The organism is Roseomonas aerilata DSM 19363, from assembly GCF_000711725.1.
Classification (GTDB): domain Bacteria; phylum Pseudomonadota; class Alphaproteobacteria; order Acetobacterales; family Acetobacteraceae; genus Roseomonas; species Roseomonas aerilata.
Genome location: NZ_JONP01000034.1, coordinates 22,973 through 36,874 on the forward strand (window position 1 = coordinate 22,973; position 13,902 = coordinate 36,874).

General features: G+C 62.5%; 19 protein-coding genes and 1 pseudogene. 12 read left to right on the forward strand and 8 right to left on the reverse strand.

The window, feature by feature from the left end:
* Positions 1 to 12: 12 nt before the first annotated feature.
* Positions 13 to 699, reverse strand: coding sequence for a vWA domain-containing protein (locus BO39_RS24025; RefSeq protein WP_052402543.1), 687 nt, complete (start codon positions 697 to 699; stop codon positions 13 to 15).
* A gap of 177 nt (positions 700 to 876) precedes the next feature.
* Between BO39_RS24025 and BO39_RS24030 the strand changes: the two genes are divergently transcribed.
* On the forward strand, positions 877 to 1,137 hold the full coding sequence (locus BO39_RS24030) for a hypothetical protein (protein WP_156963870.1): 261 nt from the start codon (positions 877 to 879) through the stop codon (positions 1,135 to 1,137).
* 75 nt (positions 1,138 to 1,212) lie between these two features.
* Here the strand turns inward: BO39_RS24030 and BO39_RS24035 are convergent, their stop codons facing one another.
* The gene (locus BO39_RS24035) at positions 1,213 to 1,512 is read right to left on the reverse strand and encodes a hypothetical protein (protein ID WP_043838400.1); all 300 of its coding nucleotides are present in this window, start codon (positions 1,510 to 1,512) and stop codon (positions 1,213 to 1,215) included.
* A 133-nt stretch (positions 1,513 to 1,645) separates the two neighbouring features.
* On the opposite strand from BO39_RS24035, the gene BO39_RS24040 reads away from it, so the two are divergent.
* The 4 genes from BO39_RS24040 to BO39_RS24050 all read left to right on the forward strand — a co-directional run bounded on the left by BO39_RS24040 (position 1,646) and on the right by BO39_RS24050 (position 3,103).
* Positions 1,646 to 1,852, forward strand: coding sequence for a hypothetical protein (locus BO39_RS24040; protein ID WP_043838402.1), 207 nt, complete (start codon positions 1,646 to 1,648; stop codon positions 1,850 to 1,852).
* Positions 1,849 to 1,986, forward strand: coding sequence for a hypothetical protein (locus BO39_RS32905; RefSeq protein WP_156963871.1), 138 nt, complete (start codon positions 1,849 to 1,851; stop codon positions 1,984 to 1,986). Before BO39_RS24040 ends, BO39_RS32905 begins: the two co-directional genes overlap by 4 nt.
* 341 nt (positions 1,987 to 2,327) lie before the next feature.
* On the forward strand, positions 2,328 to 2,582 hold the full coding sequence (locus tag BO39_RS24045; RefSeq protein WP_156963872.1) for a hypothetical protein: 255 nt from the start codon (positions 2,328 to 2,330) through the stop codon (positions 2,580 to 2,582).
* Between the two features lie 173 nt (positions 2,583 to 2,755).
* Positions 2,756 to 3,103, forward strand: coding sequence for an H-NS histone family protein (locus BO39_RS24050; RefSeq protein ID WP_043838406.1), 348 nt, complete (start codon positions 2,756 to 2,758; stop codon positions 3,101 to 3,103).
* Positions 3,104 to 3,220: 117 nt separating this feature from the next.
* Here the strand turns inward: BO39_RS24050 and BO39_RS32910 are convergent, their stop codons facing one another.
* On the reverse strand, positions 3,221 to 4,063 hold the full coding sequence (locus BO39_RS32910; RefSeq protein WP_156963873.1) for a hypothetical protein: 843 nt from the start codon (positions 4,061 to 4,063) through the stop codon (positions 3,221 to 3,223).
* 141 nt (positions 4,064 to 4,204) lie between these two features.
* Positions 4,205 to 5,119 (reverse strand): replication protein RepA, encoded by a 915-nt coding sequence (locus BO39_RS24055; RefSeq protein WP_169742820.1) that lies wholly within the window; start codon positions 5,117 to 5,119, stop codon positions 4,205 to 4,207.
* A 1,996-nt stretch (positions 5,120 to 7,115) separates the two neighbouring features.
* Here BO39_RS24055 and BO39_RS30370 point away from each other — a divergent pair.
* From BO39_RS30370 to BO39_RS24080, 7 genes are all read left to right on the forward strand, one after another.
* A complete protein-coding gene (locus BO39_RS30370; protein WP_156963874.1) occupies positions 7,116 to 7,688 on the forward strand; it encodes a hypothetical protein in 573 nt (190 codons plus the stop codon).
* Positions 7,689 to 7,896: 208 nt separating this feature from the next.
* Positions 7,897 to 8,823: a tyrosine-type recombinase/integrase gene (locus tag BO39_RS24065; RefSeq protein ID WP_245615362.1), complete on the forward strand. Its 927-nt coding sequence runs from the start codon at positions 7,897 to 7,899 to the stop codon at positions 8,821 to 8,823.
* 12 nt (positions 8,824 to 8,835) lie between these two features.
* Positions 8,836 to 9,120, forward strand: coding sequence for a hypothetical protein (locus BO39_RS24070; protein ID WP_043838408.1), 285 nt, complete (start codon positions 8,836 to 8,838; stop codon positions 9,118 to 9,120).
* Between the two features lie 105 nt (positions 9,121 to 9,225).
* Entirely contained in the window at positions 9,226 to 9,408 is a 183-nt protein-coding gene (locus tag BO39_RS24075; RefSeq protein ID WP_043838409.1) for a hypothetical protein, read from the forward strand.
* A gap of 49 nt (positions 9,409 to 9,457) precedes the next feature.
* Positions 9,458 to 10,243, forward strand: coding sequence for a hypothetical protein (locus BO39_RS32915; RefSeq protein WP_156963875.1), 786 nt, complete (start codon positions 9,458 to 9,460; stop codon positions 10,241 to 10,243).
* Between the two features lie 225 nt (positions 10,244 to 10,468).
* Positions 10,469 to 10,669 carry a hypothetical protein gene (locus BO39_RS32920; RefSeq protein ID WP_156963876.1) on the forward strand — a complete coding sequence of 67 codons (201 nt, stop codon included), beginning with the start codon at positions 10,469 to 10,471 and terminating at the stop codon, positions 10,667 to 10,669.
* A 321-nt stretch (positions 10,670 to 10,990) separates the two neighbouring features.
* Positions 10,991 to 11,230 carry a hypothetical protein gene (locus BO39_RS24080; protein ID WP_043838410.1) on the forward strand — a complete coding sequence of 80 codons (240 nt, stop codon included), beginning with the start codon at positions 10,991 to 10,993 and terminating at the stop codon, positions 11,228 to 11,230.
* Between the two features lie 505 nt (positions 11,231 to 11,735).
* On the opposite strand, the gene BO39_RS24090 is transcribed toward BO39_RS24080, so the two are convergent.
* The 4 genes and pseudogenes from BO39_RS24090 to BO39_RS33725 form a co-directional block, all read right to left on the reverse strand.
* Positions 11,736 to 12,314 (reverse strand): hypothetical protein, encoded by a 579-nt coding sequence (locus BO39_RS24090; protein WP_156963877.1) that lies wholly within the window; start codon positions 12,312 to 12,314, stop codon positions 11,736 to 11,738.
* Between the two features lie 389 nt (positions 12,315 to 12,703).
* Positions 12,704 to 12,847: a hypothetical protein gene (locus tag BO39_RS32925; protein WP_156963878.1), complete on the reverse strand. Its 144-nt coding sequence runs from the start codon at positions 12,845 to 12,847 to the stop codon at positions 12,704 to 12,706.
* 294 nt (positions 12,848 to 13,141) lie between these two features.
* Positions 13,142 to 13,474: a hypothetical protein gene (locus tag BO39_RS34035; protein WP_211257544.1), complete on the reverse strand. Its 333-nt coding sequence runs from the start codon at positions 13,472 to 13,474 to the stop codon at positions 13,142 to 13,144.
* A pseudogene (locus tag BO39_RS33725) lies at positions 13,461 to 13,902 on the reverse strand (hypothetical protein); the annotation flags it as partial. The gene BO39_RS34035 and the pseudogene BO39_RS33725, both read right to left, overlap by 14 nt.

Here is a 13,902-nt window from a genome sequence, read left to right on the forward strand (position 1 = left end):
CAGAGCGTTTTGTCACACCGAGGCCCAGCCGGAGGGCGGCGGCAGGGCAACATTGGTGCCTGGCTGCGACTGGGAGACTGCTGCAAGAGACTGCGAGAGCCAGACAAATAGATCACCGAATTTCAAGCCGTCCAGCTTGATTGGCGCACGCACGGTAATCTCTGCTAGCCGACTCATGTCCGCGCCCTGCACACCTATCGCGAAGAACGCTATGCGCTTGGCATCCTCCTCGGTCCGCACGCGTTGCGCCGCGTTCTGCCACAGATCTGTCGGGGCACCATCTGTGATGAGGAAGATCCACGGCCGATAGTACGCGATACCATGCGCCTTATATTCCTCCTTACGGCGAGAAAGGAGATTGAGCGCCGTCTCGATTGCGCGCCCCATCGGCGTGTCCCCGCCAGCAATAAGTTCGGGTGGGTCGAAGCGATCGGCTGTGACAAAGCCGACATCCGTCGTTACGGGTCCGAAGGATATGATTGAAATCTCGACACGGCGCGCCGCTAGCGCGTCCTGACACAGCTCGTCCCGCAGGCGCTTTAGGCCGGCATTGAGTTGGCTAAGTGGCTCGCCGGCCATGGAACCGGAGCGATCCAGCAGGAGCACGACGGGGCAGCGCGGGTCGGGGTTCTCGGCAAAAATGCTAGCGTCTTCGGTAAAGCCGCCGGGGGTGTAGGGCTTCTGCTCAAAATCGCTCATCACTTTGTCCCATGCGTGCTTCGCCGGATGTCGGCTGACGCTGCGTTATTTTGTGCTTTTCTTGCAATGGTTTCAATCTGATCTCTGTTGAAGACGCGGCAGATCGCATGCGGCCTACCAAGACGCTGCGCCTGGGGCACGCTAGTGGCAGTAACCAAGCATGATGGAGGCTGAGGGATGCCAAGGGACGCGATGGCCGAGCTGGGCAACTTCACCGCCACCCTGGAAGGCATTGACCTGCAGCTGGAGTTCGATCCCGGCGATCCCGCGGCAGTCGACAAGGCCATTGCGAAGATGGAGGCCGTCATCGACGCGGCAGCCGACCCCTATCCCGGCAACGAGCTCATCGCCCAGGTGGTGGAGCAACTGAAGGAGCACTACCGCCAAGCTATCCGCGAGGAGTCGCCGGAGGACGACGAGCCGGGCAGTGAGGCATGACCACCCTCCCCGCTCTCGTCTAGCCGGCGCTGGTCGCGCGGCTCGAGGCGCACGCCCGCGCCGCCCGTGGGGCCCTCATCCGGAGACGGAGCGCGCCCTGCGGAAGGCGTCGGCCGCCTCTGGCAGGGCGCCGGCGTCCATCGCGCCCAGCAAGACGGACCAGGAAGGTAGGGGCGAGGTCCGCTGGCTGTCGACACGCACCGTGACCCATCTGCGGCGCTGGCTGGACACGGCCGGAGTCACGGAGGGGCCGATGTTCCGGGCGGTCAACAAGGGCGGGAAGGCCGGCGGGCCGCTCATGGGGAGCGACGTGCCCACGTCCTCAAGCGCCTCGCAGAGCGCGTTGGGCTGGATCCCGCCCGAAGCAGCGGCCACTCCGCGCGGATCTGCTGGCGGGGGTGCAGGCATGGTGGTGGAAGTCCCCCACCATGCCGGCCCGCTACGCGGAGTGGCTGGTAGCCGGGCATGGCGCGGTGGCACGCTTCTACGCGGGAAGCGGAGAGGCGTCATGAGTCTGGAAGCGGAGCGGGAGGCCCTGGCGCTGCTGCGGGCCATTCGCGGGGAGCTGGATGCGGGAACTCAGCACTTGCGGGTGACTGTGGCGACCTGTGACCGGATCGCGGTGCGCATAGTCTCCATGGATGAGCGCTTGGAGGTCATGGCGGGCCGCGTGGAGCGCATTGTGGCGCGCCTGGGTGAGGAAGCCGGCGCATGACCCCGACCGAGGTGCGACTGCGGCGCGAGGGATGGTGTTTGGTCATCGTCTCCATCGCGGCCTTCCTCACTGGCAGTGTCGGCGCGCTGGGCGTCGCGAAGTTGCTGGTCATGACCTACGGGAGGGTGCCGTGAGCCCGCGCGTCGCACAGTGGGTGACGAACACGGCCCTCGGAGTGGTGTTGGCGTCCATGCTGGTGATGCTGGCAGGGCAAATATGGTGACCCCTACTGACAGGATGCTGGAGGGCCCGTCCGGGCGCTGGCCGGATCATGTCGCGGACCCGTTTGCGATGCGCTGGACGCCTACCGCGCCCGGTTTGGCGATGATCTGCCGCACCTAATCCACGTGGACCTGGGCATAGCCGCACGGGTGATGGCCAGGGCGGTGGCTCGCGGCCGACCGATTCGTCCCTACCTGATTTCGCGGCTTTCCGGCGGGTGGCGCGGGCCTCCGCCATCCGGGATCCTGATCTGATGCCAGCCCCTTACGATCCCGCGCTGGACTGCTACCCGCCCCCGCTGCCCTCCGAGGCAGTAGCGGTGGCGCTGAGCGCCTACTGCCGCCGTTTCGGCCGCGACGCCGCGCCATATCTGGGCGGCCAGGACGAAGTGCTGGTGGTGCGCGTCCTGCAAGCAGCGATCAAGCGGGGGCGCCCCGTGCGCTTCTGGCTTATCGAGCGATTGTCCGGCGGCTGGCGTCGCGATCCCGGTCCGGACGTTTGCCTGTGACGGTGAACCGACTCCGGGGCTGACTTCACGCCGATACCTTGGTGCGGGCCAGGCTGGAGGTCACATACCTCCAAGTTCCATTGCCAATTACGATATGTATTAGATTTGGTTTGCAACTATAATGCGACATTCGGCTTACGCCGGAATTGCAGCCAAAAGTCTGGAATATTGAAATGGCGAAACACCTCCCAAACCTCGACAACTTGTCGGTTCAAGATCTCACCCAGCTGATCCAGGAGGCGGAAGTTAAGCGCGCGGAGAAGCAGGAAAGCGCTAAGGCTGCGCTGGTTGAAGAAGTCACGGCCAAGGCTGCTCAGCTGGGTCTCAGCCTCGAGGCGCTGCTCGGCAAACAAGCTGCACCACAGACCAATGTTCGTAAGGTGCGCGGCGATGTGGGGAAGCCGGTTGCTGTGAAGTACCGTGGGCCCGACGATGCTACGTGGACCGGTCGTGGCCGTATGCCGAAGTGGCTTGCGGAAGCCATTGAGCGGGGCAAGAGCAAGGAAGACTTTGCGGTCTGAGAAATACAAAGAGCAGGCAACCTGCAGCTGGCAAAACATGTGTCTTTTGGGACGTGTGGCGGTTTCAAATAGGATTGAGCCGCCCGACAGTCCTGGTGAATTCTTGCAACTCACAGTTCAAATCAAGACCCTCAAAATTTCGTCTGCGAGTTTGCCTATCAATAGTAGAACACTCAGAAAGCCGAACAGATAAGCATATGGCGATTTGACCTCAGCTTTTGTCGCGACGTTGGCACTCGTCATAAGGAAGCGACGTACGACATCAGCGAGAGCTTTAGTAACAACAAGGCTCAGAATCACAATCGCCGCCACTGCTGGGAACGATAACCCTGGAATAAATGGCGCAATAAAAATCGCAAAAATTATTAATGAGGTACTCTCCTCACGATCTTTAAGGTAAGCTCGATGATCCTCAGGGAGATCAGCGGGGGGGTCATCAGGCGCAGCCAAAAATTCATGCAGATTTTCCACAACATAGAAAGCCAGCACTGAAGTTATGAAAATAAAAAACGCTGCTCCAATCGAGGCCAAAAAACTCGGGACTCTGCCTGTGCGCCGTTGCTGAATTTGGACTAAGCTGCGACTTGGCCCGAGAAGCATAGCTGACGTAAATGCCGACATTACTATGGAAAAAATGGCGAACGCCGGAATTGCATCAGGATGCTGCACATTGTATCCAAAAAAGAAAGCGCCACCAAAAGAAACGAAGAAAGTGGAAGTAAAAACTGCCATGTAGTGCCAAAGGACGTTCTGCAATGTCAACTTAAATTCGGAAATCGTACTCCAAGCCAAAATACTTCCAGGAATATTCGGAATTGTAGTTTCATCGAGCCAGCAAAAAAATCTTATTAGTTGCAGCGTTACTTTGTTGCGGTGATCTTTGCTGACGAAGAATTCATCTAGAAACCTCCCTATTCCTACCAGGGCTCCAGCAGCTGCTAGGACTAAAGGCCAACTCAAATATTATCTCTCCTTCTCAAAATAGTTTATTGCGGCATTAGGACAAAGAATTTCATTCTGCGTAAGCCACGTAACTCGGGGCTAGCGATGTGCCCCTTTGTATGGCGCCGTGCAGCTGCAAACGCCCCCGATTGCACATGCTCACTCAGGAGGCGAAGCTTTGCTAGGCTCTAGTGCGCCCCCGATTGCACATAGCCCAACCGAGACCAGGCGTTTCCTTACCGGGGGTGGCGACTGCCAAAGGGTCATGCCCCGCCCGTCTGTCTCAAAGCGGGCATCAGGGTAGGCGGCATGGATCTGCGGGAGGAGGCCGCTGAAGAACTCTCGGAAGCGACGTATCCGGGTGTACCCCTGGCCAAACTGCTCTTGCAGATTCGCCCACGGGATCAGCTGCGGCTTGCCCTCAGGCATCCGGTGGAGCCGCTGGGCTAGCCAGCAGTAGATGTCGAGCGCCACGGCCGAATGGGCGAGAGCAGCGATGGCCCGTTCATCGAGCGGGACGGCGAAGCGCTGCAAACTGTCGAAGTAGTCGAGTGAGAGCTTGAGCGTCGACGGCCAAAGGATGCGCTGGCTCTCATCCTTCTCGAACCAAAGATTGAAGGCGCCCACAACCTTTGTGTCTATCTGAACAGCGCTATCCCCATGACTGATGCCGAGGCGAAACTGTGCGGCTGCAAGAGCTGTCAGCTGCTCCTTCAGCATCTTTGCCTGGCGACCGTCCTGCGTGCGGCCCATCAGGCGACGGAAGAAGGCGGTCATTGTGTCTTCGACGGGGATAACCGGTGACTGGCGTCGTACTGCCTCACCATTTAGGTGCATGAGCAGGAGTCGCGCCTTGGGTCCATAGGGAAGCCCAAGCTGCTCGAAATGACCGGTGCGGGGGTTGAGAGCCTTGCCCGCTTCAACCAGCAACGTCGCTTTGCCCTGCCGACGCTCCCACACCAGCAGGTCGTCCGGTGGACGGGCTGCCGGAAGCGAAGTTTGAGCCAGGATGGAGTGTTGAAAGGCCAGCTCATCGGCCGGGGTCTCAGCAATGTCGTTGGAGAGGTCGACCAACCGCTGCTGTATCACGCTAACCATCAAGGCCCCCGCCCACCCTCAATGCACTCTTACTCATGATTACGATTCCCACCAGCAGGATTAGTGCACAGGGACGGGGGCGCCAACTACAGGGTAGCTAGAGGAATCTACTAATAGGCTTGCGCCCCCGATTACACATGATCTTGGGCGGTTGTCGCCCCCGATTGCACACGAAGGCCGCCCCCGATTGCGCGTGGATACTTTGACTTATCCAGACAGCGCAGGTCAGACATCGTTCTTGAATCCTGTGCGTCCGACTTGTTCGCGGAGTCCCAGCATTCCCAGTCGTAAGTCCGCAACGTCGGCAGCCGCACAGCCAAGTGCCTTGGGTTTCTCCTTGCTTCTTGGCCCCAGTACGTATGATTGCTAGCGCGTCCGTAGCCTCCCCTTAATTGTAACGGTCCGCTTTTCTGCTTCGCTCATGGCCTTACCTCCGCTTGGATCACCGCCGATGAGCCGGCTCAGCATTCCACGGGCGCCGATTTTCAGGTTAGGCCGAAGAGCCTCGTTGTGGGGGCGTCGAGCACGGTTGACGCGGGGGCTTCCACGGAGAAAGGACAAGCCGGCCGGGAAGTATCATTACAAAATCGACTAGAAAATCGCAGCCAGCTAGGTATCAGTGCGGTAGTGCACGGAGACACGCATGAGGCAGTTGGTTTTCGCGATCTCGGCTGGCCTCATCATGGCCGGGCAAGCAGTTGCAGCGGAAGCTTCCAATGACCGGTGGCAGCTGCACCGCAATATCGACCCAATTACCGATGAAGCGAGGGTGTCGATCACTCTTGCGGCCGACAGAGAGCTAGGCCTACGGGGCGAACCCGCCCTAATCGGGTTCAAGTGCGCTGGGAAGTACCCAGATTTTGGTATCGTCTGGCCTTCCAGCCTGCTTCGAAGGCGGGGCGAGAACGATGACACCGCAAGCGTCACTTGGCGCTTCGACAGCAAGCCTCCTGAGGAAGCGCTTTGGTCTGTCTTGCCCAGACGAAACATCTCATTTAGCCCGGATCCCGGAGCGATACTGGCGGAGGCAATGAATGCCGATCGGCTTGTAGTCCGTGCGACCTCATACGCGGGGGAGCAGATGACGGCGACCTTCAATCTGGAAGGCTTGTCTGACGCTATAGAGCCAGTGCGGTCGGCCTGTGACTGGACCCAGATGGTGCTACGGGCTTCAGAGTTACCACCAGCAGTGACCTCGTTCCAACCAGAAGCCTTCCTGCCAAGCCCGGATCCTACTCCACTTTCGCTTCCGACCCAGGAAGCGAGCGGCCTGCCGAGGCCTGGAGGCGCGCCGCTCAGACAGCCGGCAAGCGATCCTAGCTCCGTGGCGAATACCTTGGAGCGGTTACGGGCGGTGCAAGCGGAGGCGCGGCAGGTGGTGCGCGCCCGCTCCTCCTCAGCGCCGGCGATGCCAGCCTCCCGCGGCGAGGGAGGGGGCAGTGAACTCCTGACCGCAGGCGAGGTGCGAGGCATCGCGGACAAAATCAGTCAGTGCTGGAAATTAGATGCCGGCATTCCGGGACTGGCGGGCATCGTGGTGGAGCTGCGCGTGGAGGCTGACGCCCAAGGCTTTGTGCGCGTGGTGCGGCCAGCCGGCAGCGTGCCATCCGAACCTAACGCGAGGACTGTTTTTGAGGCCGCACGCCAAGCACTGATGGACCCCCGATGCTCTCCACTGCCCTTCCCACGCGAGAAGCTAACGGCGGTCAACAGGGCCACTTTCCGCTTCAACCCGCGCGGGTTGTCTCGCTGATGCTGAGGCCGGCAACAAGCCCAGACAGCGCCCGCTACATCATCTTGGATAATGGCGCCCAGCCGCGAGCGGCATACATCATTGATCAGTAGAGTGAGCCGCCAGTTGTGACCTCCCCCGCTGGAAGCGGGCGGTCCGTGCCATCCGAGGCCGCCGGCACAAGCTGCAGGGCGCCGCCCACGCGGCCCGATCGTGGACCTGCGACAAGGCCCCCCCCTTTTGACGATGGAGAACACCGCCATGACTTCCGAACGGGCCGCCGTTTCCACTGTTGGATTTCTGGCTTCGGTCCTCGTGCTCCTGGCCAAAGCCCTGCCCACCGCGCGCGGCCTGCTCTCCTACGCACTCGCCATCCTTCTGCTTGGGGTTGGCAGCACAACCCAGGCGCAAGCCCAGCGGCAGCGAGACCGGCTGCCACCGATCGTTCAACATATCCGATCCGAGATTCGCGAGTCCTGCGGAAGCGCCACGTTTCGTGCCGGCTTCATCAAGCAGGCGAATTTCAGTCCTGACGGCAAGCCCGACTATATTCTCGACTATAGGGCAGTGGACTGTGCCGCCGGAGCGTCTTGGTTCTGCGGCTCGGGGGGGTGCTCCGTGGATGTCGTCATCTCGGAGGGCGAAACCTACCGCAAGACCAGCTTCAACTTTCGGCAGTTCCGACTGATTTCACAGCCGACTGGAGACATCCTCAGTGTTGCCCTGCATGGCTCAGCGTGCGGCCGTATGGGCGCGGGTGAGTGCGAGCAGCTGTATTTCTGGCGCCGCGGCCGGTTCAGTTCTCAAAACTGATTGCTTACGTCAGTAGAAATCGAACGACGATGGAGAACGAGCTCGAGCCCAGCTGCCGCGGTGCCCACCCATTGTACCAGGATGGAGCAGTCCACCGGCATGCCCTGGCGCCCGATAGCCCCGCACAGCCTCTGCAGCCATCATTTGCAGTTGGAGAGAAGTGACGTTATCTCTAACTAAATTGATGATCCATCAGGAGCCGTGCTCGATGGCTAAACAGTCCGTGCCAGTGATGAAGATGGCTCCCAGCAATGCTGCAGGGGTGGTCGTCGCCTCCGTCCCAGCCCTCCCCGCCTCGCCCGTCCAGGCGACCAGCGACGATCACCTCATCCAGCTCTGGCTGCATGAACGGTCGCGCCACACGGTTCGGGCTTACGAGGCCGACGCCCGCGCCTTCCTCTCTCACGCCGCCAAGCCCCTGCAGGCCGTGACGCTGGGCGACGTGCAGGCCTATGGCGGTAGCCTCGTCCACCTCGCCACCGCCACCCGCGCCAGGCGCCTCGGCGCGGTCAAGTCGCTCGTTGCCTTCGGCCACCGGCTCGGCTACCTCGCCTTCAACGTCGGCGCCTCCATCCGCCTCCCGGCAATCAAGGCGACGCTTGCGGAGCGGATTATAGGGGAGGGGGACGTGCTGGCCCTCCTTGCGCTCGAGCGGCAGCCCCGGGACAAGGCGTTGCTCTCCCTGCTCTACCGAGGCGGTCTCCGGATCTCGGAAGCGGTCGGGCTTCGCTGGCGGGATCTCGCCCTGCGATCGGACGAGGGCGGGCAGATCACCGTGTTCGGCAAGGGCGGCAAAACCCGGACGGTCCTCCTCTCCGCTAAGACGTGGAGCTTGCTGGAGACGATCCGGCCGAACACGGCCGCCTCTGATGCCCCGGTCTTCCTCTCCCGCGAGGGCAACCCCCTCAGCCCGCAGCAGGCCCACAACGTGGTGAAGCGTGCCGCGGCCCGCGCCGGCATCTCCCCTGCCCTCTCCGCCCACTGGCTCCGTCACGCGCACGCCAGCCACTCGCTCGACCGCGGCGCCAAGATCCACGTCGTCCAGGCGACTCTGGGACACTCGAACGTAGCCACCACGAGCCGGTACCTGCACGCGCGGCCGACGGAGAGCTCGTCGCTCTTTCTCCCTGAGTAGGAGGCACAGACCATGAAGTTGACTAAGCAGCAGGCGCTGGCGATTGGAGCCAACATCGAGGCCCGCGCTGCCGAATACACCAATGATCCGGCTAAGGGCTACGCCGCCGGCTATCGCCCTGACCCTGGGCTGCGCATGTCGGTTCAGGAGATTGGCCGGCCGCGGCAGTCAGGCAGCAGCCGTTCCGACTACGTGGCTTGGCTCTATGGCATCGCGCAAAAAGACCTGCCCGCAGACATGTGGCGAATTGACGAGGGCATGAACCGCAGTGATCTCGTGATCTTCACCCAAGAGTAGGGCGCACCGATGCCGCGGTTCAGCATTGCTTCCGAGAGGGTCATTGAACTCTGCGCCCAAGCGCGGAAAGAGCTTGAAAGGCGAAAGCCTCAGCCTCGGGCGGGGATGGTCCTGCACTACGAGGTGCAGGCCTATTTCCCCGAGGACGCAGAGCTCAAACTGTACGCGCTCGAGCACGCCGCCAAGCAGGCTATTAAACTCGCAGGGCAAGGACAGTCACAAGTTCTGATTGATCAGGCGGACGAGGCAATCCTTCTCGACTTACTTCCTCACGCCAAAAAGGCTTAGCAGCCTGCGCGAGGCCAGAGAGGAGTGGCCGGGTTGAAGGTGTCGTCTCGTGGGTGAAGCCAAGCGCAAGCAGCGAAGCCGCAAGCTAATCCTCGAAGAGGACCCTTGGTGCTGCTACTGCGGCGCTCCTGCAACCACGACGGACCACTGCCCGCCGCGCGCGATTTTCGACAACCGAATCTGGCCAGAAGGGCACGAGTTTCCATGTTGCGCCCCGTGTAATGAAGCTGGCCGGCGAAGCGAGCAGGTCGCCGCCGCGATCCTTAGCGTGTCCCTTGTGAGCGATGCCCCGGACGAGCCCTGGCAGCGGACGGTTAAAAGTTTGAAGGTCAACCGTCCGGACATTTGGGACGAGTGGCAGGAAGGCTCCCGCAATGACCAGCGTCGGCTCTTCCGTGAGAAGTTCGGCCTGAAGCTGGGTGACCTACTTCGACAACAGCAATACGGCATAATCCAGCTCGGCCCACATTCTACAAAAGCTCTCGAAGACGTACTTGGAAGGCTTGGCCAAGCACTATTTTACAAGCACGCTGGTAGACGTTGCACTGGCCGTGTTTGGGTACTCCGGGTGGACATGCTGAATATTGAGGGTGCTCTCGACAAAATTCAGAGGTCCGTCCCACTTCTTGCTGCATCAACCCGCAGTAATGTCGACCTCTCTGATCAATTCCAGTATCGCTACAATGTCAGCCCCAGCGATGGGATCTTCGCCGCAGTGGTGAAAATCCGAGAGCAGTTTGGCGCAATGATCGTGGTGATGGACGAGCCTCACGCAACGGCTTTTGCCGATATGCCTGCAGGGCAACGCATGAAGGTGCGGGAATGTCCGCCTTGACCGCCGAAGAGCCCGAGCCCGTCCGCCGCGGTCGCGAGGCCTCGCCTCTCAACAGAGTGGGACTGCGAGGCTTCATCCTATTAGGAGACAGCAGAGAGACAGCGAAGGGACAAGCTGGCCACGAATTAGCGACAAAGCCGGACAGAGTCGGACATTCCACAGAGGCACTTAGTTCTCCACAGACCATTGCATCCTAGAAGGATGCAGTGAGTAGGTGATCAGGAGATGGAAGCGGCGCTGTGGCTCGGTTCTATGAGAGAAGGCAAGGTTAGGGTGACGCAGACACAAAGGGCGGACCGTCTGCAGGCGATCCGCCTGAAAATGGCAATCGGGCGGAGGCTGGACGAGCAAGGCGTTACCTCACCGGCCGCGATCGGTGCTGCCCTGAATCTCCCTGCGGCAGAAGCGGTCGGCCTGCTGAGTTGAAAGCGACTGCGCGACGGCGACCTGACGCAGCTCGAGGCCGCTGCACTGCGACTGGGCTTATTGGTGCCGGATGAGACTGGCGCGGCGCGATGACGCGGTTCTACGAGGGACTGCTTGATTGACTATGCGAGGGAGCTTGTTTGTGGACAACGCGGCGGCGAGGGTGGGGCTGTAGCCATGGCGGGCACTCCTGACGGCTTTACCCTGATCCCAGCTCCGGACGAGCCAGCGAATGCCGGCCGACACATTCCCCTCCCTACCTCACGCGCGGCGTCCGCGCTGGCGCGCGGCGCGGCGCTCCAGGGGCGGCGAGGAACGGGCATGGGCGGTATCTTGGGCGGGCCCTTCGCTGGTCCCCTGCCCGAGATTCTTGGTGCCCTCCTGCCCTACGTGACTGGCGCTGCTGGCGGGGCTGCTACGGTCGCGGTCGCGTGGCTCAACGCCAGAGGCGGACGGCGCGTGAAGGTGAAAGATGGGGACTTCGAGGCGGAGGCGGGCACGGTAGCGGATCTGGAGAGGGTGATGGCGCTCGCGAAGGACCGCCACCGCCCGCCCACGTAGGCGCCCTTCGCCGCCTATCGAGGAAGACTGCCGTAATGCAAAGCATGAGGACCGCATGATGCCGATGCCCATCGAGGACGTGACCGTTGACCACCAACGCCAGCATTCTGGGGTCGTGGCGGTGGACCCCAGGGCTACAGCGCAGAAGTGCTTCGCAGCCGCTGGATGGCGCCTTTCGGCTCCCCAGATCGCCCCGTCCCCGTCACTCCACCAGCGCTGGAGGTGGCTGTCGCCAGCCTGGGCGATGCAGCTCTAGAGCCGGTGCGAACGCACCTCGCGCTGCTGGAGGAGGAAATGCGGCGAGAATGATGGCTGCCGTCGGAGACGATGAGCCCGTCCGCCGTGGTCGCGAGACCCTGGCTCGTGCCGTGGGCGAGTTCGCGGATCCGGCGCGGCAATGGGAGCTCGTCGCTCGCTGGCAGCTTTGCGCGGCGTGCGGCCGTCCTCCTCCAAGGACATACCGATCGCGTCATCAGGAGGCGAGGTCGCGAGTTACGGGGATCTTTCAGGCGTTCGGGCGGCTCTTGCCGACAAGCCCCAGTTCGGCCGGAGGGACGATGTGGTGACTGCCGTCCGGCTCGACGGCTATGAAGCGCACGCGGTACTTCTCCGCCTGCTCCTCGCTGAGGAGGTAGCCGACCCCCACGGGATTACCCATCCGCTCATGGGCGTTCACCCGGTGAATGCCGTCAATTAGCCAGCCGACCCCGCCCTGCATCCGCAGCAGGAGCGGCTTGGCGAGGATGTCCGGCCGGTTCATAAAATGTTGGACCTTTGCCTCGTCGAAGTCGGCGTCCGAGTTCGCCGCGTAGAGCTTCGCCATGTCCAGCGTGACCAACCTGCCGACCTTGTCAGCTATGCAGTCCGCCAGCGCCCGCGTCACGTTCCAGGTGCCCCACTCGTTGCTCATGGTCTCCTCGCCTTCATCGGCGCCAGAGACGACCAGGACGGGATATCCGGCAGCGTTCGCCTTCGCGACTGCCTCTTTCACTTTGCCTGGGGGTGGCCGGAGGACTTCCATCTCCTCACCCTTTTCGAGCGCTTCTCTCTTCAAGCGTTCGAGCTTCCTCTTCTTTTCCCCCACCGTAAGTCGGTCCTCTCGCTGGTCGCGTCGCAGCGGCCTTTTAGCACATGGTGGGAGCCGGCATGCAGCGCGCCGGCCCGTGCTCGAGGCAGCGGCGCTTGGTGGCCGACCTCGCGCCGGTTCTCTCGCCTATCCTGGGCTGAGGCGCTGGCGAGGTTCCAGTGCCGGAGGTGCGGCGCCCTTGCTGATACCGTGGAACTGGCCGGGCCGCCCGCGACGCCCGGCCATGGTGGGGTGTGGCTGCTGCTGCTGCGTGGGGCGGGGGAATGGCGAAACTCCGTGCGGTATGGGGGACCTCTCGACACCTTCTGCCCTTGCCCCGGCGGGGCATCGGGGGCGGGTGCGTGTGGTTCGCGACTGGCCCTGGAGCTATGCGCCCCGGCTGCCGCTTAGTTCACGAAGGCTGCCAGAGCAGTACGAACGGCGACCGCGCTGGTCGCCGTGAGCGTCACCGCCGCCGCGACCTTGCCAACGGCCACAGCGACTGCGCCAACGGTCGCGGCGATCTCGCGCGTGGTCCTCAGAATGCCCATGGGTTCAACTCCTGGGGCACGGCCCCACATGGTTGTTCCAGGCGCTAGTCGGCTTTTTGCCCCTGTTTTTGGGGAGGGGGCGTCGGACATGAAGCGGCTCCTGCGTTTGGAGCTTGTTCACGTATCGCCATTTTCAGCAGGCCCCGCTGCACGCACGAATTCCCCCGAGACTCTGGGCTACTCCCCATGTCGCCCACCGGTTGCAAGCCACTTGGCTCTGTTGTGACGGCCTCAAGAATTGATGATTCATCAAACATGGGGTCTGTCAGCCAGGCAGTCCATTAAGAGGGGTAGTCACCGCTCCGCGTCGCGCTCCAGCTTCTCCCGGTTTTCCAGCACCAGATCCACAAGCACGGCCGAGACAGAGGGGCGCCCGCCCTCACGCCCGGCCCGCTCCACCGCCACTCGCCGCAGCAGCATGAGCACGTCCTTGGGCACATGGATGGCCGTGGTCACATAGTCCGCGGTTGGCGTCGCAGGCGGTTCGGGGGCCGGGAGCACTACAGGCGCCGGGGCCGGTGCGGGGGCAGGTTCGGGCGCCCCCGGCGGCACGGCAGCCCCTTCAGCCGCAACCCGCTCGCTCGCCGCCTTAGCCGCCGCGATCAGGCTGCCTTTACGTCCTGCCACTCTTCTTCTCCCTCCGCACCACGCGCTCAACTACGGCCGCCAGGGATGCAATTTCCTGGTGTCCCACCGAACGAGGCGCGAAGGCCCCAACCCATTCCCCGGCCGTCGCGCTGTCCACGAAAGCCGCCCGCATCCCTACCGCAGGCGCCACTGGCTCGCCCATCTCGTGCAAGGCCGCCTCGATTTCTCGGCCGGTAGAGGTGCGCCGGTCCACCCTGGAGGGGATCAGCAGCGCGGCCGGCCTTCCGGCCCCTCTCGCCTCCCTGGCTTCCCGAAGCAGATCCAGCGCCTTTGCCGCGGCGCGAAGATCCAGGCCGGAAGGGGAGACCGGGACAAGGAACAGGTCCGCCACGATCAGCGCCGCGGCCGTCGCCTCGCCCGTGTTCGGCGGCAAGTCGATCACCACGAGGTCCGCATTAGCCCCCTGC

Bases quoted from the DNA above. Each gene is read 5' to 3' on its own strand.
- BO39_RS24025 (WP_052402543.1), bottom strand. From the start codon at position 699: ATGAGCGATTTTGAGCAGAAGCCCTACACCCCCGGCGGCTTTACCGAA.
- BO39_RS24040 (WP_043838402.1), top strand. From the start codon at position 1,646: ATGAGTCTGGAAGCGGAGCGGGAGGCCCTGGCGCTGCTGCGGGCCATT.
- BO39_RS24075 (WP_043838409.1), top strand. From the start codon at position 9,226: ATGGTCCTGCACTACGAGGTGCAGGCCTATTTCCCCGAGGACGCAGAG.
- BO39_RS24050 (WP_043838406.1), top strand. From the start codon at position 2,756: ATGGCGAAACACCTCCCAAACCTCGACAACTTGTCGGTTCAAGATCTC.
- BO39_RS24065 (WP_245615362.1), top strand. From the start codon at position 7,897: ATGGCTAAACAGTCCGTGCCAGTGATGAAGATGGCTCCCAGCAATGCT.
- BO39_RS24030 (WP_156963870.1), top strand. From the start codon at position 877: ATGCCAAGGGACGCGATGGCCGAGCTGGGCAACTTCACCGCCACCCTG.
- BO39_RS32920 (WP_156963876.1), top strand. From the start codon at position 10,469: ATGGAAGCGGCGCTGTGGCTCGGTTCTATGAGAGAAGGCAAGGTTAGG.
- BO39_RS32925 (WP_156963878.1), bottom strand. From the start codon at position 12,847: ATGGGCATTCTGAGGACCACGCGCGAGATCGCCGCGACCGTTGGCGCA.
- BO39_RS24080 (WP_043838410.1), top strand. From the start codon at position 10,991: ATGGGCGGTATCTTGGGCGGGCCCTTCGCTGGTCCCCTGCCCGAGATT.
- BO39_RS24070 (WP_043838408.1), top strand. From the start codon at position 8,836: ATGAAGTTGACTAAGCAGCAGGCGCTGGCGATTGGAGCCAACATCGAG.
- BO39_RS24045 (WP_156963872.1), top strand. From the start codon at position 2,328: ATGCCAGCCCCTTACGATCCCGCGCTGGACTGCTACCCGCCCCCGCTG.
- BO39_RS32905 (WP_156963871.1), top strand. From the start codon at position 1,849: ATGACCCCGACCGAGGTGCGACTGCGGCGCGAGGGATGGTGTTTGGTC.